Genomic DNA, 23,553 nt, shown 5'->3' with positions numbered 1-23,553 from the left:
GTTTTATTTAGCAGTTTACTTAGTTCATATAGTGCCATCCCAAATTCCTTATGGATCATAGAAGAAAACGCCGTGTTGTATTTTGAAACATCGGTATACACATACTTTTCCAGAGATGTTTCATGTGGAAATTGTTCTTTTACTTTAGGATATTTGTCTGCCCATTTATCAAACAAATTTTCTAAGGGAAGTTTAAGTCTTCCAGTAGGGGTGACTTATTATTGACTCTTACTTTATTGGCTATATTTCTTATGATATGTATCCAGTAGGATCGATGTTTTGATAAGGGACATTCATCATTGAGAGTATGCTTTAGTTTTGTTAATTCATCGCTAACAAAGAGAACGATATCTTCTAGTCCTCTGGATTTAAGATCTTGGAGTATTTCTCTGTAGTTAGAAGCAGATTCTATGGGATAAATAGCAAAGCTTAGACCCTCTTTGTGGCCTTCTTTTGTGATTCCTATAATATCATGAACAGCTTCTTTGCTAACCGAATCTCGTCTTATAGAGAGAAAGGTAACATAGCAGTAGACAACGGCCTGTCTGGAGTTCTTTTTAAAAAGCTATAGTTCCTCTAGGGTGGACTTCGAACTATTTGATACGGTTTGCTGACCGTACATTTTCTCAATCATTTCCAATAGGTCTCTGGTTGTTAGACCATTTTGGTGGAACAATTTAATGTTATCTTCAAGAGTAGAATTTGACTCGTTAAAAAAAGATAGGGGTTTTTGAGAAAAGAGCCCCTTCCTATCCATAGGCATCTTAAGATGTAATACACCATATTTGCCTTTAAGGGTTCTAGTGTAGTAGCTATTTCTAGAATTCCCAGAGTTGTATTCACTGGTATCATAGGGCTCAAATCCTAAAAAACGTTTTTTTCTGTTTCTAGAAGAAGATTCATCGCATCTTCCGGTTGACAGCGAAATATTTCTGTAACATCTACTCCTTGGGCTAGCACTTCAATCAATTCTTTGTTAAAATTTGTTATGAGGTTCTCCAATATTCATGTGATTTAGTTGTGTTAACTTAATCTTACAAGATTGGATCCTCTTTTTCTATCCAAGGAACAACTTTACGTTTACACAAGATATTTTACACTATGATTTTCAATGAGATATAAATTTATATTGTTAATTAATAGTATTAAAAATTCTAAAAAGAGGACTAGACATATTGAGGCGTCTTAGTCCTCTTTTTAGGAATATGGTTTAGATTTATTTATTTAAATTAATCATAATTTTAACCTCATTAGGATAAACTCCCTTATATCTTTTGTAAAGTTTGCTAAATCGGCTAGCTGAAGTATACCCAACAGTTTTAGCTATATGTCTTATTTCAAGATCAGTGGTTACTAATAATTGTTCTGCTATATTCATTCTTTTTCTTTGGGTAAATTCTGTAATACTCAAATTGTTTTTTTTCTTAAAACTTTCCTTTAACTTTGTTCCACTCATACAAGCGATTTTTTCTAGAAGTGATTGAGGTATGTTGTTAGAATAATGATCGCTAATATATCTTTCTACATTCTCAATAAGTTTTTCATCTTCGGTTGAAAGAGGCTTAAAATTTTTCGAATCTTCACTAGCCTCAACAGTTATATAAAACCACTCTTTTACCTTTTCCTCAAAGAAAAGTTTAGCTTCAGCATTTTCAAGTTTACAAGTCAAAATATCTTTAGCAATCTTACTTATTGGATTAATAATTGAATTTTTAGATTGAAAAAACATATCTTTTAAATCATCTACATTATTTGAGTAAGAATATGGTGGATAGTATTTTTCTAAAAAACTTTTTTTAAATTTTACACCTACAAGACACAATCTAGAATTTTTATGTATAAGATATCTATTCTTTTTGTCGCTTGGATCCATAACAAACATAGAAAAAGGTTCAATTGACTGATAGGGATTAAACCATTCTCCGTTTCCAGACATTACAAAATTGGAAATTAATGTAACATAATTTTGCATTGATTCAACGCCATCTTCTACAAAATCTTCTTTTATGAAAAGATTATGAATGTCTATTATAAAGTCGCTACTTTCGTAATACCAGTAATAACCATTATATAATTTCGTATTAGCTATATAATACCTCCCTAGAGGATGAAAATAATTCTCGTCTTTTAATTCCGATGAAACATAAGCATTTATTAAACTTTCAAAATTTTCCATACAAACCTCCAATAACACGTTTAGACATATAAACCTATATATATTGTAAAACAAACGAAAATATTTTACAATATACTTATGATAAAAGTTATCAAGTAAGTCGTATTTTTTATTTGAAATTTATCAAAATATTATTAAGGGGGTAAATATGAAAATTTACAAAAGGCTTTTTTCCTATGTGCCTGAGGGAAAACATAATGGATATATAGCAGTTTTCTTATCAGCACTATCTGCGTTTCTGATGGTGTACGGATATTCATTGTTGTATAAATTTTTAAGAAGTTCAATTGTTGAGGAGGATTTATTAGTTGCTAGAGCAATGTCTATTCAAACTGTTTTGAGTTTGACGTTGGGAGCTTTGGTATATTTACTATCAGGTTTATTTTCCCATAAGCTCGGATTTCGTTTAGAAACTAATTTGAGAAAGAAAGGGATAGATGGACTTACAGGAGCAAGTTTTCGTTTTTATGACTTAAATCCATCTGGAATTATAAGAAAAACTATTGATGATAATGCAGCTAAAACTCATACGGCAGTAGCACATATGATACCAGATAATTCACAAGCTTTTTTAATTCCAGTCTTATCTTTAATACTTGCCTTTTCTATTAGTAGTAGAGTGGGAATAGTTATTCTTATACTAACAATAGTAGGGGCTCTTATTTTAAAGAACATGATGGGTGGAGGAGAGTTCATGGAATACTACCAAAAATCCTTAGAAATTTTAAGTGGTGAAACAGTTGAATATGTCAGAGGCATGCAAGTTGTTAAAATATTCGGAGCTACTGTAGAGTCTTTTAAAACTCTTTATAAGGCGATTAAGGATTATTCTAAGTATGCTCTTGATTACTCAATTAGTTCTAAAAAACCTTATGTACTATATCAATGGATATTTTTTGGAATTATTGCAATTTTGTCTATCCCTTTAGTTTTTACCATAAATAAAGTTAATAATGCTAATTTGCTTATTGTTGAACTATTCATGATTTTGTTTTTAAGTGGAGTAATGATGGTTTCATTTATGAAAATTATGTGGGCTAGTATGAACATCTTTAACGCTAGGTATGCTGTAGATACTTTAGAAGACTTATATAAAAAAATGAATGAAGATAAATTAAATTATGGAGAGATTAGTGATTTCAAAAACTATAATATAGAGTTTGATAATGTAACATTCGGCTACAATGGAAATAAGGTATTAGAAAATTTATCTTTTAAATTAGAAGAAGGAAAAAAATATGCATTAGTTGGACATTCAGGTTCAGGTAAATCGACTATTGTAAAGCTATTATCTGGTTTTTACAAAGTAGATAGTGGCAGTATAAAGATTGGAGAGAGACCCTTAGAATCTTATAGTAAGGATGCTCTAATAAACACAATTTCTTTTGTTTTTCAGGATAGCAAACTTTTTAAGACATCTATTTACGAAAATGTTGCTCTTGCTAATAGAAAGGCAAGTAGGGAAGAAGTTATGAAGGCTATGGAACTTGCAGGTTGTAATGTTATTTTAAATAAGTTTCCTGAAAGGGAGAATACCATGATTGGCTCAAAGGGAGTCTATTTATCAGGAGGAGAAAAACAGAGAATTGCTATTGCGAGAGCCATGCTCAAGAAATCTAAAATTGTAATTATGGATGAAGCTAGTGCTTCTATTGATCCAGACAATGAGTATGAGCTTCAAAAGGCCTTTAAAAACCTTATGAAAGATAAAACAGTTATTATGATTGCCCATAGGATGAGTAGTATTCGTTCTGTTGATGAAATTTTAGTTTTAGAGAATGGAGAAATAATTGAAAGAGGCAGTGATCAAGAACTTATTTCAAAAGGTGGAAAATATAAGGAATTATTAGAGCTTTATGATAGTGCAAATCAATGGAGGGTTAAAGATGAGGAAATTTTATAAAAAACGCTTTTGTCTGACTGATAAAGGGGCTAAAGCTCTTACTAAATCTACTATATCAAGTTTCTTGGTCTACTGTATTAATATGGTTCCTGCCTTTATTTTAATGATGTTAACAGATCAGCTTCTTTTGAAAAATGTTAAAAGCCCTTATTTATATTTTGGCGTTTCTGTTGTTACATTAGTAATAATGTATGTTTTGTTAGCCAAAGAATATGATGATCTTTATACTACAACTTATGAAGAGAGTGCTAATTTAAGAATAGATATTGCTGAAACTCTATCAAAACTTCCCCTATCCTACTTTTCAAAACATAATTTATCAGATATATCTCAAACGATTATGGCTGATGTGGAAAAAGTAGAACATGCTATGAGTCATTCAATACCTAAAGTAGGAGGAATGGTCTTATTTTTCCCACTAATTGGAATTATGCTAATGATAGGCAATTTTAAGATGGGGCTAGCAGTAATGATCCCAACTATTTTAAGTTTTATACTAATACCTATTGCTAAAAAGTCGCAGGTAAAAGGAAACGAGAAATATCACAAGGTACTTAGAGAAAACTCAGAAAAATTCCAAGAAACTATTGAACTTCAACAAGAAATAAATAGTTTCAACTTATCTGATGAAGTGAAGACATCACTTTATAAACAGATGGATGAAAGTGAAAAAATACATTTAAAAGTGGAAGAGAGTTCTATTATAACATTAGGTTTATCTACTATGTTTTCTTTCGTAAGTATAGCAGTAGTTAGTTATGTTGGTATTAGCCTTATTCTATCTGGGGAGATTGACATTTTATATCTCTTAGGTTATTTAATGGCTGCCATAAAGATAAAAGATATTTTCGATTTATCAAAAGAAGGATTATTAGAAGTGTTCTCTATAGATCCAAGTGTTGAAAGGATTAGGGAGATTAAGGAAACAAAAATTCAAGAGGGTAAAGATGTAGAACTGAATATGTTTGATATAGTCTTTAAAAATGTAGCTTTTTCTTATGATGATAATCAGGTTTTAAAGGACATTAGCTTTACTGCGAAACAGGGAGAGGTAACGGCTCTAGTTGGAGCTTCTGGCTCTGGAAAGACAAGTATATTAAGATTAATATCAAGATTATATGATTATGATAAAGGTCAAATTTTAATAGATGGAAAGGATATAAAAAACATTTCCACAGATTCTTTATTTAAGAAAATATCTATTGTTTTTCAAGATGTTACTTTATTTAACTCATCTATATTAGAAAATATTCGTATAGGTAAAAAAGATGCCAGCGATGAAGAAGTTATCAAGGCAGCTACCCTTGCAAATTGTATGGATTTTATTAATAAACTTCCTAATGGATTAGATACAGTTATAGGGGAAAATGGGTCAGAGCTTTCTGGTGGTGAAAGACAAAGGCTTTCTATTGCAAGAGCTTTTTTAAAGGATGCACCAATTCTTATATTAGATGAAATATCAGCAAGTCTTGATGTGGACAATGAAAAGAAAATTCAAGAAAGTTTGAATAAATTAATAAAGGATAAAACAGTTATTATTATTTCCCATAGATTAAAATCTATTGAAAATGTAGATAAAATCATAGTCATAGAAAATGGACATGTGGAAAGCCAAGGCAATCACAAAGAACTGATAGAAGAATCAAAATTGTATAACAATTTATTAGAAAAAACGAAATTAGCAGAAGAATTTATATATTGAGGGGATTAAAAATGAAACAAAACATGAAAGAACAGTTGTTGACCAAGAAGCCATTGTCTTTAATGTTTCAATTATCTATACCAGCAGTAATTGGGATGGTAGTTATAGGCCTATATCCACTTATGGATGGAATATTTGCAGGACAGATAATAGGGGAAAATGCCATGGCAGCTTGTTCAATAGCCATGCCACTTACATTTTTTAATAATGGGATTGCAACGCTTATAGGGATAGGTTCGGCATCGATTTTATCAAGAGCCATGGGAAAAGGTGATAAAGATACTATAGACAAACTTATGGGAAATCTTATCTATTGGGTTATCTTTTTTTCAACGATTATAACAATAGGAGGAATACTTCTAGGACCATATTTTTTAGATTTAATTGGAGCAACAGGAGAAATAAAGGCATTAGGTATAAGATATTTAAGAATAATATTTCTAGGCTCAATTTTTGTAAACTTTACCCAGTCAGCCAATATGGTTATGCGTGGTGAAGGGCTTATGAAAAGAGCAATGAGTATCATGGGACTAGGTGCCTTTATCAATATAGTTCTTGATCCAATACTAATGAAATTAATGGGTGATTATGCCATTGAGGGAGCAGCTATAGCAACTGTAACAGCACAAATAATTCAAGCTGTTATTACTCTTTATTATTTTAAGAATAAAAGTGAAAATGTAAAAATAGGGAAAATAAAAAAAGAAAAAGATATATCAAAGGAAATGTTTGGAGTAGGAGTATCAGCTATGATCATGCAAGTATTTTTCATGGTTCAGCAAACATTGCTTTATAGACAAGCTTTTAGATATGGAGGAGATCCAAATGCAATATTAATGTCAGCAACTTTGAGATTTTATGGATTTTCATTTATACCAATTTGGGGAATGAGTCAGGGGTTACAGCCGATTATTGGTACAAACTTTGGAGCAAAACAATACGATAGAGTAAAGGAAACTATGAAGATATTTTCTATAGGAGGAACAGTACTTGCAGCAATTTTTTGGTTACCAGCACAAGTATTTTCAAAACAGTTACTTGGTTTATTTAAAGTAAGTCAGGATATAATTTCAAGTGGAGTTAATAATTTCAGAATATTCTATTCAGTATTTATTCTTTATGGAATTATGATTATGACAATAACTTTTTTCCAAGCGATAGGGGATGGAAAAAAAGCTGGAATGATTGTAATGCTAAGACAGTTAATACTACTTGTTCCAGCCTTACTTATATTGCCAAGAATATTTGGAGCAGGGGCTGTTTGGTGGACAGAACCGGTTGTAGATTTTACTATGATAATGGTAGGTTTAGTAATGCAAGCCAAGGCTCTTTCAAATATGAATGTAAATAATTAAAGATTTGATTTTTATAATATTTTTATGGGAAAAATAATATATCAGTAAAGAAAATTGAAAGATTACCTGCTAATAAAAGAAAATTACAAATACAAGAAACTAGTGTAGAAGTATTTATTTCTAAAGGTTTTGCATAGACAACAAAGACAGACATATAAACAAGCAGGAATAAGCGCAGGATGTTTGTATAACTATTGAAAAATAAGAATTATATTTTATCTGAATTGATTTTTGAAAGATTTAGTCTTATAAATTTTCTAGAATTGACATTGAATGAGGTAGATAGAGTTTTTAATACAAACATTAGAAAAAAATTATAGATAAGATGTTCAAATGTCATGAATTTAGGTTTATATATGCCATATTTTTAGTTGAATCTGAAGCTAATCAAAATTGAATAAACAAATAAAACTAAGGTTTATAGATTATTTTAACAAGAAAAACTTGGATAAGTTCATATGCTTGGAAGGAAATAAATTTTATGAGAATCTAGAGCTATTAACACTTTCTGTAGAATTTTTAGATATGAAGCAGAATTAATGCAAATATATCTACTTTTAGTGATATATATAAATGTGATGGAGGTAGATATATCAATGAATAAAACTATAAATAAAACCACGATAAGAATACCTATCTATTTTAATATCATGTTTATGTTAACTTTTTAGGTTTAACAGAAAACAGTTTTTAGTTTTAAAACTCCTATTTTTCAGAGGACTCGACATGCCTAAATGCCGTAGTCCTCCTTTTTTATGCTCAAAAATCGAAAAACGAGTAAAAAAAGGAGGACCAAAGGATGTCAGATAATGATAAAGAAAAATACATTTATGTTAAGGGTAAAAAAATATATGTACCTGATGAAGTGTATAGAGCATATAAAAAAGAGATTAATCATGAAGCTCATTTGAATCGACTGGATATAAAGCATGGTGTATTTCATTTTGGAGATTTTAATACAAGTGTTGTAGATATTGCAGATAATACAGTTGATGTTGAAAAAATCATTGAAACCAAAATGCGTATAGAAGATTTGTATCGTGCATTAGACAGTCTAAATGACGAAGAGAGAAACCTAATTAAATCACTGTATTTTGAGGATAAAACTCTCACAGAAGTTGCAAAGAAAGAAGATACAAATCCAATGAAAATCAGTAGATTAAGAAATAAGATTTTAGAGAAACTGAGAAAACTTTTGGATAGGTAAATCAAATAGAGGGCAGGGGAAAATCTCTCTGTCCTCTATTTTTTAAAAAATTTACAAAAAAATATTCAAAAAAGTAGTTAAAAATTGTCCTGAAAGTAAGGTTTATATATAGAGGGACTTTTAAAACCTCGTTATATATAGATTTTGAACCTTGACAACTGAATAGACCAAGACAGGACATTAACCATTTGTGGAGCTTTATAATTTCTTCGCCATAACTTTTCTGCTGATAAGGATTTCGGTTTAAATAAATACTCTAGTTAAAAGAAGGATAAAAGAAAACGAGCGACAAAAAGAAATTATATATTCAGCCTAGGAAACTGATGCATTGAAACAAATGGGGATAATGATACTTCTACAGTTGTTGCCGGCTCATCTTGAAAAGGGGCGGTGGTGAAATTCCAATGTCGTGACCTACACGCCTGTTAATGTCAAAAAACTTAAAAATATTGAAGATAAGGAGAAGATATTATGTGTGATGAACATAATATAAATACAGAAATGAAAACAGATAAAAAAGATAAACAGATGATAAATCAAATTGATGGTTGGAATATAGAAGTTAAATTTAATGAAAATGGATTTAGTTTAGAAAATTTAGTAGAGGAATACATCAAAGAAAAATTTTCTGTCTATTAGGGGCTGACAGAAAATATAAGGAGCGTTATAATATTTTTGTGGAAGCCTAGCCTTGGTTCGATTTATTGTATGTAAATTGAATTAAAGGAGGCTTTTTTATGTTTAAAAACAATTTAGCAAAAGAAAATTTGGCAGTTATGTATTTAAGATTATCAAAAGAAGATGGCGAAAAAACAGAAAGTAACTCTATATCTAATCAAAGAGAAATTATAAACTCTTATGCAAGAAAAAATCAAATTACAATTGTCAAAGAGTATGTGGATGATGGGTATTCAGGTGCAAATTTTGATCGTCCCAATTTTAAAGAAATGATAAAGGCTGCCTATGATAGAAAGTTCAATACAATTATTGTAAAGGACTTATCAAGATTCGGAAGAGATTATATAGAAGCTGGAAAATATATTCAAAGAATATTTCCGGAAAACGGTATAAGATTTATATCAGTAAATGACAATTACGATAGTAAAAGTGCAGATATAAACGATACACACCTTATACTTCCTATAAAAAACTTCATCAATGATAGTTATTGCCGAGATATTTCCAATAAGGTAAAAAGCTCTCAAAAGATAAAAAGAGAAAAAGGAGACTTTATCAGTGCTTTTGCACCTTATGGATATAAAAAGTCTGAGGAGAATAAAAACAAGTTAGTGATTGATAAAGAGATATCAGATATTATCAAAAATATATTTGATATGAAACTCTTGGGATATTCCTCAAAGGCAATTGCAGATGAACTAAATCATTTAGGAGTTTTAACTCCAAGAAAATATAAAGAAAGTCAAGGATTTAAGTGTAATGGATTTCAAAACACAAAAGGTGGAACCTGGTCAGCAAAGACAGTAAATAGAATTATAGAAAATGAAGTATATATTGGAAATACCTTACAAGGAAAGAGTGTTACTTTAAGTTACAAAAATAAAAAGCAGATAGAAAAAGAGAAAGAAGAATGGATAAGAGTAGAAAATACCCATGAAGCAATTATAAGTAAAGAAGTTTTTACTATTGCAAATACTATGTTAAAAAGAGATTTGAATAATTCTCGTGGAAAGGACAAAATTGATATTTTTACAGGAATGCTTTTTTGTAAAGAATGTGGAAGTTCTTTGATTAGAAGGACTGTAAAGTATAAAAAAAGAGAAGAGATATTCTATATCTGTTCAAAGTACAACAAGGAAAAATCTTGCACAAGACACAGCATAAAAGAAGAAACCTTGATAAAAGCAGTATCTAAAATAATGAAGTCCTACATTGAATTTAATGAAAATCTATATTCTAAAGTTCAGCGTATAGATATAAATAAAAATTTGAAAGACAATCAAATTCCTATGCTAAAACGAGAAAAAGTGATGACAGAAGAACTCTTATCTTCTCTATACCTTGACCTAAAAGAAGATGTTATTAGTAAAGAAGAATATCAACTTTTTAGAAAAAACTATACAGAGAAATTGACTAAATTAGATGAAAGTATCGAGTATAGATTGAAAAAACAGGAATATACTAAGGAGAAGATTGACAAAAATAAGAGTTGGATCATCGACATTAACAAGTATAAAAATTTATCTGAAATAGATAGATTGTCTGTTGTGATGCTTATTGATAAAATTTTTATTTCTGAAAATAAGACGATAGATGTTAGGTTTAATCATACCGAAGAATTGTCTTTACTTGAAGAAATGACAAAAATGGATAAGTCTGGCATTAAATCTAACACCATAAAAAAGAAAAGTATCGATATAAGCAGGAAGTCAAAAACTATACCCACTGTTATGAATAAAAGTCTTGTAAGTGCTGAAAGTGAGGTATGCTATGGCTAGAACAAAAAATAGGCATATATCACAATCAGAAACAGAAGTTGGAAAAGTGATTGAAAAAATATACATTGCCGGTATTTATGCTAGATTATCACAGGAAAGAAAGGAAGCTTATAGGGATAAAAGTAATTCACTTGAAATGCAGGAAGAACTTTGTATAAATGCTGCAAACGAAAAAGATATAAAGATTTTAAGAGTATACAAGGACTATGAATATTCTGGAACAAATTTTAAAAGACCTGCATTTATTGAAATGATGGAAGATATCCGAACAGGTAGGATAAATTGTATCATAGTAAAAGATATGTCAAGGTTTGGTAGAGAGTATTTGGAAATCGCAAACTATATCGAAAAAGTATTTCCATTTTTGGGAATTCGATTTATTTCCGTAAATGATAATCTGGATACCAAAGACGGTATAAAATCAGATCAGAGTTATGAAATAGCAATAAAAAATATCTTCAATGATTTATACGCAAAAGATATTTCAAAGAAAATAAAAGCCTCTAAAGAAATAAAAATGAAACAAGGGTCTTTTATAGGAGCGATGGCTCCGTATGGCTATAAGGTTGATAAAATTGATGGAAAAAGAGTTCTGGTGATGGACGAAAAGGCAGCAGATGTAGTAAGACTTATCTTTTATATGGCAAGTCAAGGTAAATCCAATATGCAAATAGCAAGAGAATTGACTAAAACATATACGACACCTGATGAATATAAAAGAACAGGTAAAATTTTTAAGGATAAAGAAGATACAAAACAATGGGATATTTCTTATATATCAAAAATGCTTTCTGATGAAGTATATATTGGGAATTTGATTCAAAGAGTATACTCAAATAGACATGATCCAAGTAGGAAAAGTAAGTTTCGTGATAAAGAAGAGTGGATTATAACAGAGAACACCCATGAAGGGTTAATAGACAAAACTACATTTGAAAATATCAGAGAGATAAAGGAGAAAAAACAAAACTATCTACCTTACCATTCACTGAAAAACATAATAAAAGACGGAAAAGAAAATGTTGGAGTAAAAATTCAAAGAGATTATAAAAAAGAAGGAAAGTATGACGACCTCATACAATGCAGTGTTTGTGGTAGAAATTTGAAAAAACAATATGGACCACGAGGACTGAAATATCATGATGAGATTTGCTATTGCTATTATTGTAAAGGTGGAGATAGATTAAAATTAGAAAAATCTCATGTCAGAATATATGAAACAGAACTTGACAAAATTTTAGTAGATACCTTAAAAAGACTGGTTTCAAGCTTTTATAAAAAGGATAAAATATTACAACTAAAAATATATTTAGAAAATATAAGTGCTGAAAAGATAAATCAAGTTTCTATAAAAACAGATGTAAATAATAAAAAGATTGCTTCTCTTAGGATCAATCTACAAGAACAATATGAAAACTATGTTAAAGGAGATGTTCTTTTAAGTGATTTTAAAATAGAAAGTAAAAAAATAAATAATCAAATAAAAACCTTAAAAAATGAATTAAAAGTTTTTGATGAAAGAATAAGAAATATAAAGAAAAGGAAAAGGGAACTGAAAAAATTCATAGAAGCTCTCTTTTACTGCTTAGATGCTGATAAGAGTATAGAAGTGGATAAAGGATTGGTTGATACTCTCATTAACCATATAGAAATTTCACATAATAAGAAAGTAACCATAAATTTTAAGTTTAATCTTGATAAAGATATAAAAGAGCAGTTGGAGGTAGAGTATGAATAAGGTGGCTATTTATCTAAGACTCTCAGACGAAGATTATAACAAAATGGATGAAAGTATAAGCATAGTAAATCAGAGAGATTATATAAGAAATTATATTGAAAATGAATCATCTTTAAAGAGTTGTGAAATAAAGGAATATGTAGATGATGGGTATTCGGGAACGAATACAAACAGACCTGCATTTTTAAGACTTATTGATGATGTAAAAGAAGGAAGAGTAAAGACTATCATAGTAAAGGATATGTCGAGGTTTTCAAGAGATTATATCTTGCTTGGGGATTATTTGAGCAATATATTTCCATTTTTAAAAATACGATTTATAGCTATAAATGATTGTTATGATTCCATAAACGAAAATGGAAATGGCTTAGATATGGATATGCAGTTTAAGACCTTGTATTATGATTTGTTCAGTAAAGAATTATCTGAGAAGGTAAGCAATTCTTTAAAACAAATTAAATCACAGGGGAAGAATACAAACTGGGCAGCACCTTTTGGATACATCAAAGATCCAAATAATAAATATCATATCATCATTGATAAAAAGACAGCATTTATAGTAAAAGAAGCATTTGATTTAATTTTAAGAGGGTATTCTTGTACTCAAATTGCTAATATTTTTAATGAAAAAGGCTATATAACTCGCTCTGAGCGAAAAGAAGAACTGAAACTTTCTGATTATACTGGAAATTTAATTACAGGAAGTAGAGTAAAGAAAAGAGTTTGGACAAGTGTTTGCATATCACAAATTACAAGAAATGAATTATATACAGGAGATTATGTATATAACAAGTATAAAGAAACAAGAATTGGTAGGCGAAAAAAGATATTACTTCCTGAAGAAGAGTGGAAAGTAATCCATAATACTCATGAAGCAATTATTTCAAGAGAGGTTTTTGATGAGGTTAAGTCAATAAAAGAAAAAAGGAAATTTTATGTTTATACAGGAAAGAAAAATCGCTCTATTTTTTCTGGTAAGATATTTTGTAAAGAATGTGGTAGACCTATGAGTTTTCGATGTGACAGTAGACAAAAGAAGAATTCAGATAAAATATACAAGTATAAAAGTTATTATTGTAATTTATGTAAAGCTGAGAAAACACCAAACAATATCAAAGAGAAAGATATTATTGAACTTATAAAACCAAAATTAAAAGGTTTTAAGATTCAAAACACATTAAATAAAGAGAAAGTTATAGAACACAAGAATGTAAAAGAAGAGATTTTAAAGGAAATATCCATATTAAACAGTAATTTACAAATCATTTATGAAAATTATAAAAAGAAAAATATTTCAAAAGAGGACTACTTAAAGGAAAAAACTTTTATCAAAGATAAAAAGATATTATTGGAGAGTAGGTTGAAAGAATTAAAATCAGAGAAGATTGATTTGAAGAAAGAATTCGATGGTAATTCCTTAGATAAGAATAATTTATTGAAATCCTATGTAGATAGTTCTATTGATAAAATAGTTGTATCAAGAAGTGGAGAAATAGAAATTGTAGAAAAATAGATGAATAGCATTAAAAGTAACTCATAATCTCGCCAGCTTTAATTTTAATATGCCAAAATGTAAATAATGGCGAGAAAATTTGCAGAAATAAATAGTGCTGTTTACTATGAGTTGATAGGGTAAATATTTAGGAACAAACAAAAAAATGATATAATTATAGTTAAAATGAGATATTGTGAGGTGATTTTTGTGTCTAAAATAAATGTGGAAGGATCAGAAATTAGCATTATTGCCATAGATAATAGAGATTATATTTCTTTAACCGACATGGTTAGAAATGTTGAAAATGGTGTGACACTAATAGAAAAATGGCTAAGGAATAAAAATACAATTGAATTTTTAGGAATATGGGAAGAAATGTATAATGCGAATTTTAATTCCACCGAATTCGAGGGAATTAAAAATGAAGCAGGTTTTAATCGTTTTATTTTATCGGTTAAACAATGGGTCAATAAGACGAATTCTATCGGAATTGTTGCCAAAGCAGGAAGATATGGTGGAACATATGCACATAAAGACATAGCTTTTGAATTTGCATCGTGGGTATCACCTTATTTTAAGCTCTATCTTATTAAAGAGTTTGAGCGCTTAAAAGAAGAAGAACAAAAACAATTAGGTTGGGATATCAAGAGGAATTTAGCTAAGATAAATTACAAAATTCATACAGATGCAATTAAGAATAAACTTGTCCCTGAGAAATTATCAAAGGAAAGAATAAACTATATCTATGCAAGTGAAGCAGATATATTAAATGTAGCTTTGTTTGGAATGACAGCAAAAGAATGGCGTGAAAGTAATCCGGAGTTAAAAGGAAATATGAGAGACTATGCTGATATATCACAATTAGTGTGTTTATCAAATCTTGAGAACTTAAATGCTGTTTTTATAAATGAGGGAATGGATGCAACCGAAAGGATAGAAAAATTAAATGCAATTGCTATTGAACAAATGAGGATTCTAACAGAAAGTGAACGTATAAAAAAGTTAAAATAAAAGTTTTGTATATAAATTAGGCGATAGAAATATCGTCTAATTTTATGTAACAATTGCTTGACATTGTAGGGTAAATCAACTTTTCTTAAGATTTTGCTAAGGGAATTAAATGGCTATTCAGGGAATATAAAACTATTTGGGGAAGATTTAAAAAATATAAAAGATTTTAAAGATGTGGGATATGTACCACAGGTGGAAAGATCCAATGGAATCAGCTTTCCAGTTACAGTAAAGGAACTTGTGAGCTTAAACTTTTATAGGGAGTTTGGTTTTATAAAGAAACCGAGCAAGAAGCTTATGGAGATGACTAGGGACAAACTAAAGGCTCTAGATATTTTGGAATACGAAAACACTCCTTTCAATGAACTTTCTGGCGGACTTAAACAGAGGGTTATGATTGCGAGATCTCTTGTAAAAGATCCGAAACTTCTAATTTTGGATGAACCTACATCTGGAGTGGACATGGAAAACAAAGTTCATTTTATGGAAATGATTGGAAAATTAAATCAGGAAAAAGGTATAACCATTTTAATGGTTAGCCACGAATGTGAATTCATTAAAAATCACTTAAATTTAGATAGAATTTTAGATATGAGGGAGGGGGCACTTGTAGATGTTGGAATTTGATTTTATGAGAAGGGCGCTTTTAGCAGGACTAATGCTATCAATCATGATTCCTTTAATCGGAGTAGTCATGGTAAATAGAAAAACTTCCATGATTGGAGATGCTCTTTCCCATACCTCCTTGGCAGGGGTTGGTCTAGGACTTATCCTTGGACTAGATCCTGTAATAGGAGCAGTATTTATCTGTATAGTTGCAGCATTTCTAATAGAAATTATAAGGAAGAAATTTCCTCAATATGGAGATATGGCTGTGGCGGTAATCATGAGTACTGGACTTGGATTTGCGGCGGTGCTATCTGACTTTGCACCAGGAGGTAATACTTTTGAATCATACCTGTTTGGAAGTATTTCTGCAGTTACAGAACAAGATTTAATCTTCATAGGAATCGTATTTGTCCTTGTGCTATACCTCTCAATTAGGTACTATGGAGCTCTTTTGGACATTGCAATAAACGAAAACTTGGCTAGACTTGCAGGAGTAAATGTAAGATATATAAACTCAATCATCACATTACTAACTGCAATAACAATAGCACTTGCCTGCAAGATTGTAGGAGCACTTCTAGTTGCATCTCTAATCGTACTTCCTGTTGCAACCACGCTAATGGTAAGCAGAAGTTACAAGACAACTGTACTACTTTCAGTTCTTTTAGGAGTAATCTACACCATGGTAGGAATAATAATTTCTTACTACTACGATATTAGACCCGGCGGATCAATCGTTATAAATTCTGTTATAGGAATGATGGTAATGGGTATAATAAATTTGTCGAGAAGAAAATCTAGTGTAAGCTTGACAAAGAATTAAATTAGTGCTAGATTATTTATATTGACGGATGGGAAGAGTAACTTCTACAAGAATTTTACAGAGAGGAGCTAAAACCAGCTGAGAATGCTCCACATTCCTAGAGGCGAAGACTACCCCGGAGTTCTGCAGTAATATGCAGCGTAAGAAATGCGTTAAATTCACTAAGGCCTACACAGGCGAACCAAGGTGGAACCACGATCATACGTCCTTTCGATGTATGATCTTTTTTTATATTTAAGGAGGAAATGATGAAAATAAGTTTTCCAGATGGATCATCAAAAGAATTTGAAAAGGGAATAAAAGTTTATGACGTTGCAAAATCTATTTCAGAAGGTCTTGCAAGAAATGCTCTTGGAGCAATGGTAAATGACGAAGTTTTAGGAATAAACGATCCTATTAATTGTGATGCAGAAGTTAAGATCTTAACTTTTGAAGATAAGGAAGGTAAGAAGATTTTCTGGCACACCAGTTCTCACGTACTTGCCCATGCAATTATGAACCTATGGCCAGAAACTAAATTTGCAATAGGACCTGCAATAGACAATGGATTCTACTATGACATCGATCTTGAACACAAAATCGTCCCAGAAGATTTGCCAAAGATCGAAGAAGAAATGCAAAAGATAGTTAAGGACGCTCACGAAGTAACCTTCGAAACTATGCCAAGGGATAAGGCAATTGAATTTTTCAAAGAAAGAGGACAAGATTACAAAGTTGAACTTATAGAAGGAATTGAAGATGAAAATGTAGGAATCTACAAGATGGGCAACTTTGTTGACCTATGCAGAGGACCACATATCGGAAATGTTAAAATAATAAAAGCATTTAAACTTCTATCAATAGCAGGAGCTTATTGGAGAGGCGACTCAAACAACAAGATGCTTCAAAGAATCTACGGAATTTCTTTTGAAAAGAAGAAACAACTAGATGAATATATAGAACGAATGGAAGAAGCTGAAAAGCGTGACCACAGAAGAATCGGTAGAGAACTAGATCTATTCACCATGAGAGATGAAGGACCTGGATTCCCATTCTTCCTACCACACGGAATGATTTTAAAGAACACACTTCTAAACTGGTGGAGAAATGTTCTTCTTGAAAATGGTTACGGAGAAATCCAAACTCCAATCATCCTAAACGAAGCACTATGGCACAGATCAGGTCACTGGGATCACTACAAAGACAATATGTACTTCACCAAGATCGACGGAGAAGACTACGCAGTTAAACCTATGAACTGCCCAGGATCAATCCTAGTATATGAAGAAAAAGCTCACTCATACAGAGATCTTCCTATAAGATTATCTGAATTTGGACAAGTTCACAGACATGAACTTTCAGGAGCTCTTCACGGACTATTCAGAGTAAGAACATTTACTCAAGACGATGCTCACGTTTACTGTCTACCAGAACAAGTAAAAGACGAAGTATTCAAGATGATAGACCTTGCAGAACTTCTATATAGCACATTTGGATTTAAGTATGAAATCGAACTTTCAACTAGACCAGATGACTTCATGGGAACTATCGAAGCTTGGAATATCGCAGAAAAGAATCTAAAAGATGCCCTTGAAGAAAGAGGATTAAAATACACAATCAACGAAGGAGACGGAGCATTCTACGGACCTAAGATCGACTTCCATCTAGAAGATGCAATCGGAAGAACATGGCAATGTGGAACTATCCAACTTGACTTCCAAATGCCAGAAAACTTCGAACTAACATACATCAACGCAGATGGAGAAAAAGCAAGACCAGTTATGCTTCACAGAGCACTACTAGGTTCAATCGAAAGATTTATGGGAATTCTAATTGAACACTTCGCAGGTAAATTCCCACTATGGCTTGCACCAGTACAAGTTGAAATCATTCCAGTATCAGAAAAATTCCACGACTATGCAGAAGAAGTTAAGAATAAACTAAAGACAAGTGGATTCAGAGTAGAAATGGATACTCGTGCAGAAAAAGTTGGATACAAGATTAGACAAGCTCAACTTAGAAAAGTAAACTACATGCTTGTAATCGGTGAACAAGAAGTAGAATCAGGACTTCTATCCATCAGAAAGAGATCTGGAGAAGAAGTAAAAGATGTAAAAATCGAAGACTTCATCTCACAAATGAAAGAAGAAGTTAAAGAAAAGAAGATCACTGAATAAAAAATATATAATTAAAACTCAATCCAAAAGGGTTGAGTTTTTTTATGTATTGTTTTCAAAATGTTACAGAAATTTGAAAGTTTCTTCACATTAGCAATTAATCATGATTATGTATTGAAAATTTCAAAAAAATCTTGTAATATTTTATAACAACGAAAAAGGAGGAATGCAAAATGAAAAAATTACTACCAATACTTTTAGCATTTACACTAGTACTTACAGCTTGTGGAAACAAAAACAACGCTGAAAAGAAAAATGAAGGAGCAAATGCTGGAACACAAACTGAAGCTCAAGCAGAACTAAAAGACGGAACTTACACAGGAGTTTCAGAAAAAGATGAACACGGCGGATACATGGAAACAACAATCACTGTTGAAAACGGAAAGATTACTGATGCAACTCTTAAGAACTTCGATGCAGACGGAACTGAAAAAGGTGAAGACTACGGAAAAGTTGACGGAGAAATCAAAGATCAAGCTATGTATGACAAAGCTCAACAATCTTTAGTAGGAGCAGCTGAATATCCAAAACAACTTGTAGAAAAAGGATCTGTAGATGCACTAGAAGCAGTATCTGGAGCAACTATATCACTTGAAATTTACAAGGATGCAGCTAACAAAGCTCTTGAACAAGCAAAATAAGAAAAATAATTAAGGGACTTCTAATGAAGTCTCTTTTTTTTACAAATTAAAATTTTTATCATTTATGACTTAGGGATCGATTAAATATAATCAAAGAAGTAAAACAATTTCCAAAACTATAAATAAAAATTTGAAACAAATTAATGGAATTTGTTAAAATATTTCTTCGGTATTTACTGAAATAAAGCGGAACACATACTTGAATTTTGCGAAAAAGAGAAAAAAGTCTTGGAATTGCAACGCTTCATAATTGCTTTTTCACTGTGTCGAAGTACTATTTTGACCTAATTCATGTTATAATGAATAAGTAGTTAAAATATATTTATAAGGAGGTTGAATACAAAGGCTAAATATTTTACTTAATGAGAAAACGATTGTTACGGTATTCAATTATTAAAAATTTTAAGGAGGTTAATATGATACCAAAATACACTGGCGATAATTTTATGGAGATCGCTAACTCAGGAATAATGTGGCTAGGTGCGGCGGTTGTTCTAATAGCTGTTGCTCTAGAAGCTATTATTTTTACGAAAAAAGCTAGAAATGCTGCCCACTTGGTAGATCTTTCTAAAGAAGAAGCTGATCAAGCTTTCCGTGTAGGGATGACTTCAGCTATTGGTCCTGCTCTTGGAGTATTCTTCGTTATGGTTGGACTAATGGGTGTTATAGGTTCTCCTCTTTCATGGATGAGACTTTCTATTATAGGAGCTGCTCCTACAGAACTTGCTGCTGCTACAATGGCTGCAAAGGCTCAAGGAACTACTCTTGGAGCTCCAGATTACAATCTAATTAACTACGCAAACGCTACTTGGGTTATGGCTCTTAATGGTGGTGCTTGGATTTTCTTCTCTGGTGCTTTTGCTGATAAGCTAGACGTTATCCAAGAAAAGATTTCTAGAGGAGACCCTGCAAGAATTCAAATTCTTTCTGTTACAGCTATTATAGGTGCTTTTGCCTACATGTTCTTAAATGAAATTTTTAAGGCTATTAGAGATTTTAAAGACCCTACTGGAATCGTAGTTGCTGTTTCTTCAGCTGTTCTTATGATTCTTTTCGAAAAATTTGGAGAAAAACATCCTAAACTTAAGGAGTTTAACCTTGGACTTGTTATGATTCTTGCTATGGTTCTTGGTATGATTTGCAAGAAAATGGTATTTAAGGGATAGGTGAAATTATGGATTTAAATAAACAATATGAACAAGAATTTACTAGACCGATTATTAAATATGGTAGATTTATAAACCTACTATGTGTATTACTTTGCTTTACCCCATCTATTTTATTATGGGTTATTTATGGAGCTAAACCATCTTGGTCAGACATTGGTTCTGGTTGGGGACTTATTGCTTCTATATTCTTAGTATACGCAGTTATTGAACCAGTTTCATACTTCCCAATTCTAGGTCTACCAGGAACATATCTTGGAGTTCTATCTGGTAACATTGGTAACGTACGTGTACCTGCTTCAGCTGTTTCTCAAGAAGCTGTAGGAGTAGAACCAGGAACTAAGAAGGCTGAACTTGTATCTACTATCGCTATTTCTGGATCAATTTTAACTAACTTAATAATTGTTACTATTGGTGCTATCGGTGGTGCAACACTTATTTCAATTTTCCCACCTATAGTTAGAGAAGCTTTTACATACGTATCACCAGCAATCTTTGGTGCTATGTTTGGAATGAACGCTGTTAAGAATTTAAAATTCGGTACTTTTGCTGTTATATTAGTAGCTCTTCTATTAGGATTTACTAGCCTACCTGCATATGTAGTTGTACCTGCTGCAGTATTTGGAACAGTTGGATTTGGATTCTTTGAACATTACAGAAAAAAGAAATAATAAAAAATATAATTATAAGAAAGAAGTAAAAGATTTAAATAGTATTGGAGAATGATATGAATATCTTAAATGAAGCTAAAAAAATCGAGCAGGAAGTTATAGAGTGGCGTAGACATTTACATGAAAACCCAGAAGTTGGATTTGATCTAGACAACACTATCGACTTTGTTTGCAAAAAGCTTGATGAAATGGGAATTAGCTACGACAGAAACATTGCAAAAAGCGCAGTTATCGCTGAGATAAAAGGTAAATCTGGCGGCAAGACTATCGCTCTAAGGGCAGATATGGATGCGCTTCCAGTTAAGGAAGAAACAGGACTTGAATTTGCATCTAAAAACAATTGCATGCACGCTTGTGGACACGATGCTCACACCGCTATGTTACTTGGAGCATGTAAATTAATAAATGGTTTTAAAGATGAATTAAAGGGAAATGTTAAATTCATTTTCCAACCAGCGGAAGAGCTAGGCGTAGGTTCAGTAGACGTAGTTGAAAAAGGTGTACTTGACGATGTTGACGAAATCCTTGCAGTACACGTAGGTAATTTAACTACAGAAGGTAAAAAATCTGGAGAACTATTCTTCTCAGAAGGCTCAATGATGGCTTGTATGGACAAGTTCCAAATCACTGTAAAAGGTAAAGGAGCTCACGGAGCATACCCAGCAGAATCAATTGACCCTATTGTAATTGCATCAAACATAGTTATGGCATTACAAGAAATAGTTTCTAGAGAAATTCTTCCAACTAGACCAGCAGTAGTATCTGTTTGTCAATTCCACGCAGGAACTGCATTCAATGTTATTCCTGGAGAAGTAAAACTTGAAGGAACTGTTAGAGCGGTAACCAACGAAGACAGAGATATTATAGCTAAGAGAATTGGAGAAATAGCTGAAGGAATAGCTAAGTCTTACAGAGGAGAAGTAGTGTATGATTTCTTCTGGCAACCACCACCACTAGTAAACGATCCAGAAGTGGCAAGAAAAATTAAGAAAACCGCAGAAAAACTATTCCCAGAAGATGTAAGAGATTTAAAAGATCCTGTAATGCCTGGAGAAGACTTTGCATGGTACTTAGAAAAAGTGCCAGGATCATTTGTATTCCTATTTAACCCAATGGAAATAGACGGACAAAAATGGGCACATCACAATTCAAGATTTGCAATAGACGAAGCACAATTTATAAAAGGATATAGTTTATTCGCTCAATACGTATACGATGAACTATCCTAATATTAATGGAGATGAGAAATTGAATTATTTACAAAGAGCTAATGAAATATATAAAGATTTAGTTGAAATAAGAAGACATATACATCAACACCCAGAACTAGGATATGAACTACCAGAAACTGCTAAATTCGTTAAAGAAAAATTAGCGGAATATGGAATTGAAGGACATGATTTTTCAAAAGGTGGAGTAACAGCTGTAATCGGTAAGGAGGGTGGCAAGACCATACTACTAAGAGCAGATATGGACGCACTACCAATAATAGAAAAATCTGGACTAGACTTTGCATCTAAAATAGAAGGCAGATGCCATGCCTGCGGACATGATATCCATCCAACAATCCTACTAGGAGCAGCAAGACTACTAAAAGAAAATGAAGACAAACTAGAAGGCCAAGTAAAATTTATCTTCCAACCTGCAGAAGAACTTCTAACAGGTGGTGGAGTTATGGTAGATGAAGGCATACTAGAAAATCCAAAAGTAGATGTAGCAATGGGATTACACGTATGGCCACATGCAGACAGAATAGGAATCGGCTACAACAAAGGCGTAATGATGAGTTCTGCAAATAACTTCAGAATAAAGATCAAGGGAGTTGGATGTCATGGATCTATGCCATACGTAGGAATAGACCCAGTATTTATAGGAGCTAAAATAGTAACAGGAGTACCTGAACTAATTGCAAGAGAAATCAAATTTGATGAATCAGCAGTAGTGACTATGGGTAAATTCGTAGCAAATGGAGCTATCAACGTAATACCAGCAGAAGCAGTAATCGAAGGAACAGTAAGAACATTCTCAAATGAAACAAGAGAATACATCAAGAAGAGACTACCAGAACTAGTATCTGATATAGCTAAGACTTATAGAGGAGAAGCAGAACTAGAATTCCTAAGCGACTGCCCAGTATTAATAAACAATACAGAACTTGCAGAAGAAGCACTAGGATATTTAAAAGAAATAGATAAAGACTTATTCTTACAAGAAATACCTAGACAAAGTGGTTCAGAAGACTTTGCATACTATGCAAACAAAGTACCAGCATTCTTCTTTGTTCTACAAAATCCAGTTGAAGACGAATCAAAGAGAAGACCACTACACCATCCAGAAGTACTATTTAACGAAGAAGCAATGCCACTAGGAGTGGCAGCTCTAGCACAACTTGCAACAAGATGGTTAGAAGATAACAAATAAAATTTAATGTAAATATTAATAAA

The 23,553-nt window shown here is 31.8% G+C and carries 17 protein-coding genes and 2 pseudogenes; 17 read left to right on the top strand and 2 right to left on the bottom strand.

The annotated features are described in order from the left end of the window. Nucleotides 1-181: 181 nt before the first annotated feature. Together HMPREF1252_RS10055 and HMPREF1252_RS02255 are read right to left on the bottom strand one after the other, a co-directional pair. Nucleotides 182-922: pseudogene (locus HMPREF1252_RS10055) on the bottom strand (transposase). A gap of 294 nt (nt 923-1,216) precedes the next feature. Continuing rightward, nucleotides 1,217-2,176, bottom strand: coding sequence for an AraC family transcriptional regulator (locus HMPREF1252_RS02255; RefSeq protein WP_004837815.1), 960 nt, complete (start codon nt 2,174-2,176; stop codon nt 1,217-1,219). Between the two features lie 148 nt (nt 2,177-2,324). Between HMPREF1252_RS02255 and HMPREF1252_RS02250 the strand changes: the two genes are divergently transcribed. The 17 genes and pseudogenes from HMPREF1252_RS02250 to HMPREF1252_RS02170 all read left to right on the top strand — a co-directional run bounded on the left by HMPREF1252_RS02250 (nt 2,325) and on the right by HMPREF1252_RS02170 (nt 23,530). After that, nucleotides 2,325-4,079 carry an ABC transporter ATP-binding protein gene (locus tag HMPREF1252_RS02250; RefSeq protein ID WP_023059288.1) on the top strand — a complete coding sequence of 585 codons (1,755 nt, stop codon included), beginning with the start codon at nt 2,325-2,327 and terminating at the stop codon, nt 4,077-4,079. Beyond that, nucleotides 4,063-5,781, top strand: a complete 1,719-nt coding sequence (locus tag HMPREF1252_RS02245; protein ID WP_202898853.1) for an ABC transporter ATP-binding protein — start codon at nt 4,063-4,065, stop codon at nt 5,779-5,781. Before HMPREF1252_RS02250 ends, HMPREF1252_RS02245 begins: the two co-directional genes overlap by 17 nt. Nucleotides 5,782-5,792: 11 nt before the next feature. Then, nucleotides 5,793-7,136: an MATE family efflux transporter gene (locus HMPREF1252_RS02240; protein ID WP_036746758.1), complete on the top strand. Its 1,344-nt coding sequence runs from the start codon at nt 5,793-5,795 to the stop codon at nt 7,134-7,136. Between the two features lie 799 nt (nt 7,137-7,935). Then, nucleotides 7,936-8,343: a sigma-70 family RNA polymerase sigma factor gene (locus tag HMPREF1252_RS02235; protein ID WP_023059185.1), complete on the top strand. Its 408-nt coding sequence runs from the start codon at nt 7,936-7,938 to the stop codon at nt 8,341-8,343. A gap of 471 nt (nt 8,344-8,814) precedes the next feature. Further along, the gene (locus tag HMPREF1252_RS02230) at nt 8,815-8,982 is read left to right on the top strand and encodes a hypothetical protein (protein WP_000332792.1); all 168 of its coding nucleotides are present in this window, start codon (nt 8,815-8,817) and stop codon (nt 8,980-8,982) included. Between the two features lie 98 nt (nt 8,983-9,080). After that, nucleotides 9,081-10,799, top strand: a complete 1,719-nt coding sequence (locus HMPREF1252_RS02225; RefSeq protein ID WP_023059187.1) for a recombinase family protein — start codon at nt 9,081-9,083, stop codon at nt 10,797-10,799. Next, on the top strand, nt 10,792-12,537 hold the full coding sequence (locus tag HMPREF1252_RS02220) for a recombinase family protein (RefSeq protein ID WP_023059418.1): 1,746 nt from the start codon (nt 10,792-10,794) through the stop codon (nt 12,535-12,537). Before HMPREF1252_RS02225 ends, HMPREF1252_RS02220 begins: the two co-directional genes overlap by 8 nt. Then, a complete protein-coding gene (locus tag HMPREF1252_RS02215; protein WP_023059275.1) occupies nt 12,530-14,050 on the top strand; it encodes a recombinase family protein in 1,521 nt (506 codons plus the stop codon). The genes HMPREF1252_RS02220 and HMPREF1252_RS02215 overlap by 8 nt, the downstream gene beginning before the upstream one ends. Nucleotides 14,051-14,239: 189 nt before the next feature. After that, entirely contained in the window at nt 14,240-15,043 is an 804-nt protein-coding gene (locus HMPREF1252_RS02210; RefSeq protein ID WP_023059212.1) for a KilA-N domain-containing protein, read from the top strand. Between the two features lie 81 nt (nt 15,044-15,124). After that, a pseudogene (locus HMPREF1252_RS02205) lies at nt 15,125-15,670 on the top strand (metal ABC transporter ATP-binding protein); the annotation flags it as partial. Further along, nucleotides 15,657-16,475 carry a metal ABC transporter permease gene (locus tag HMPREF1252_RS02200; protein ID WP_008901656.1) on the top strand — a complete coding sequence of 273 codons (819 nt, stop codon included), beginning with the start codon at nt 15,657-15,659 and terminating at the stop codon, nt 16,473-16,475. The pseudogene HMPREF1252_RS02205 and the gene HMPREF1252_RS02200, both read left to right, overlap by 14 nt. 245 nt (nt 16,476-16,720) lie before the next feature. Next, nucleotides 16,721-18,631 (top strand): threonine--tRNA ligase, encoded by a 1,911-nt coding sequence (gene thrS / locus HMPREF1252_RS02195; protein WP_023059293.1) that lies wholly within the window; start codon nt 16,721-16,723, stop codon nt 18,629-18,631. 173 nt (nt 18,632-18,804) lie between these two features. Beyond that, the gene (locus tag HMPREF1252_RS02190) at nt 18,805-19,272 is read left to right on the top strand and encodes an FMN-binding protein (protein ID WP_008901658.1); all 468 of its coding nucleotides are present in this window, start codon (nt 18,805-18,807) and stop codon (nt 19,270-19,272) included. 416 nt (nt 19,273-19,688) lie between these two features. After that, nucleotides 19,689-20,438 carry a DUF5058 family protein gene (locus tag HMPREF1252_RS02185; protein WP_023059388.1) on the top strand — a complete coding sequence of 250 codons (750 nt, stop codon included), beginning with the start codon at nt 19,689-19,691 and terminating at the stop codon, nt 20,436-20,438. Between the two features lie 8 nt (nt 20,439-20,446). Next, a complete protein-coding gene (locus HMPREF1252_RS02180; RefSeq protein ID WP_023059365.1) occupies nt 20,447-21,109 on the top strand; it encodes a hypothetical protein in 663 nt (220 codons plus the stop codon). A 56-nt stretch (nt 21,110-21,165) separates the two neighbouring features. After that, nucleotides 21,166-22,338, top strand: coding sequence for a M20 family metallopeptidase (locus tag HMPREF1252_RS02175; RefSeq protein WP_023059250.1), 1,173 nt, complete (start codon nt 21,166-21,168; stop codon nt 22,336-22,338). Nucleotides 22,339-22,357: 19 nt separating this feature from the next. After that, nucleotides 22,358-23,530, top strand: a complete 1,173-nt coding sequence (locus HMPREF1252_RS02170; RefSeq protein WP_023059171.1) for a M20 family metallopeptidase — start codon at nt 22,358-22,360, stop codon at nt 23,528-23,530. The last annotated feature ends 23 nt before the right edge of the window (nt 23,531-23,553 follow it).

The sequence above is a fragment of the Peptoniphilus sp. BV3AC2 genome (genome assembly GCF_000478945.1).
Taxonomy (GTDB): Bacteria; Bacillota; Clostridia; order Tissierellales; family Peptoniphilaceae; genus Peptoniphilus_B; species Peptoniphilus_B duerdenii.
The sequence above is the reverse complement of the archived record's forward strand: the minus strand, read 5'-3'. Positions and strand labels throughout refer to the sequence as shown.

Excerpts from the sequence above, each read along its gene's own strand:
- HMPREF1252_RS02180 (WP_023059365.1), top strand. The coding sequence starts at position 20,447 with ATGGATTTAAATAAACAATATGAACAAGAATTTACTAGACCGATTATT.
- HMPREF1252_RS02255 (WP_004837815.1), bottom strand. The coding sequence starts at position 2,176 with ATGGAAAATTTTGAAAGTTTAATAAATGCTTATGTTTCATCGGAATTA.
- thrS (WP_023059293.1), top strand. The coding sequence starts at position 16,721 with ATGATGAAAATAAGTTTTCCAGATGGATCATCAAAAGAATTTGAAAAG.
- HMPREF1252_RS02245 (WP_202898853.1), top strand. The coding sequence starts at position 4,063 with ATGAGGAAATTTTATAAAAAACGCTTTTGTCTGACTGATAAAGGGGCT.
- HMPREF1252_RS02200 (WP_008901656.1), top strand. The coding sequence starts at position 15,657 with ATGTTGGAATTTGATTTTATGAGAAGGGCGCTTTTAGCAGGACTAATG.
- HMPREF1252_RS02225 (WP_023059187.1), top strand. The coding sequence starts at position 9,081 with ATGTTTAAAAACAATTTAGCAAAAGAAAATTTGGCAGTTATGTATTTA.
- HMPREF1252_RS02220 (WP_023059418.1), top strand. The coding sequence starts at position 10,792 with ATGGCTAGAACAAAAAATAGGCATATATCACAATCAGAAACAGAAGTT.
- HMPREF1252_RS02185 (WP_023059388.1), top strand. The coding sequence starts at position 19,689 with ATGATACCAAAATACACTGGCGATAATTTTATGGAGATCGCTAACTCA.
- HMPREF1252_RS02235 (WP_023059185.1), top strand. The coding sequence starts at position 7,936 with ATGTCAGATAATGATAAAGAAAAATACATTTATGTTAAGGGTAAAAAA.
- HMPREF1252_RS02175 (WP_023059250.1), top strand. The coding sequence starts at position 21,166 with ATGAATATCTTAAATGAAGCTAAAAAAATCGAGCAGGAAGTTATAGAG.
- HMPREF1252_RS02190 (WP_008901658.1), top strand. The coding sequence starts at position 18,805 with ATGAAAAAATTACTACCAATACTTTTAGCATTTACACTAGTACTTACA.
- HMPREF1252_RS02250 (WP_023059288.1), top strand. The coding sequence starts at position 2,325 with ATGAAAATTTACAAAAGGCTTTTTTCCTATGTGCCTGAGGGAAAACAT.
- HMPREF1252_RS02230 (WP_000332792.1), top strand. The coding sequence starts at position 8,815 with ATGTGTGATGAACATAATATAAATACAGAAATGAAAACAGATAAAAAA.
- HMPREF1252_RS02240 (WP_036746758.1), top strand. The coding sequence starts at position 5,793 with ATGAAACAAAACATGAAAGAACAGTTGTTGACCAAGAAGCCATTGTCT.
- HMPREF1252_RS02215 (WP_023059275.1), top strand. The coding sequence starts at position 12,530 with ATGAATAAGGTGGCTATTTATCTAAGACTCTCAGACGAAGATTATAAC.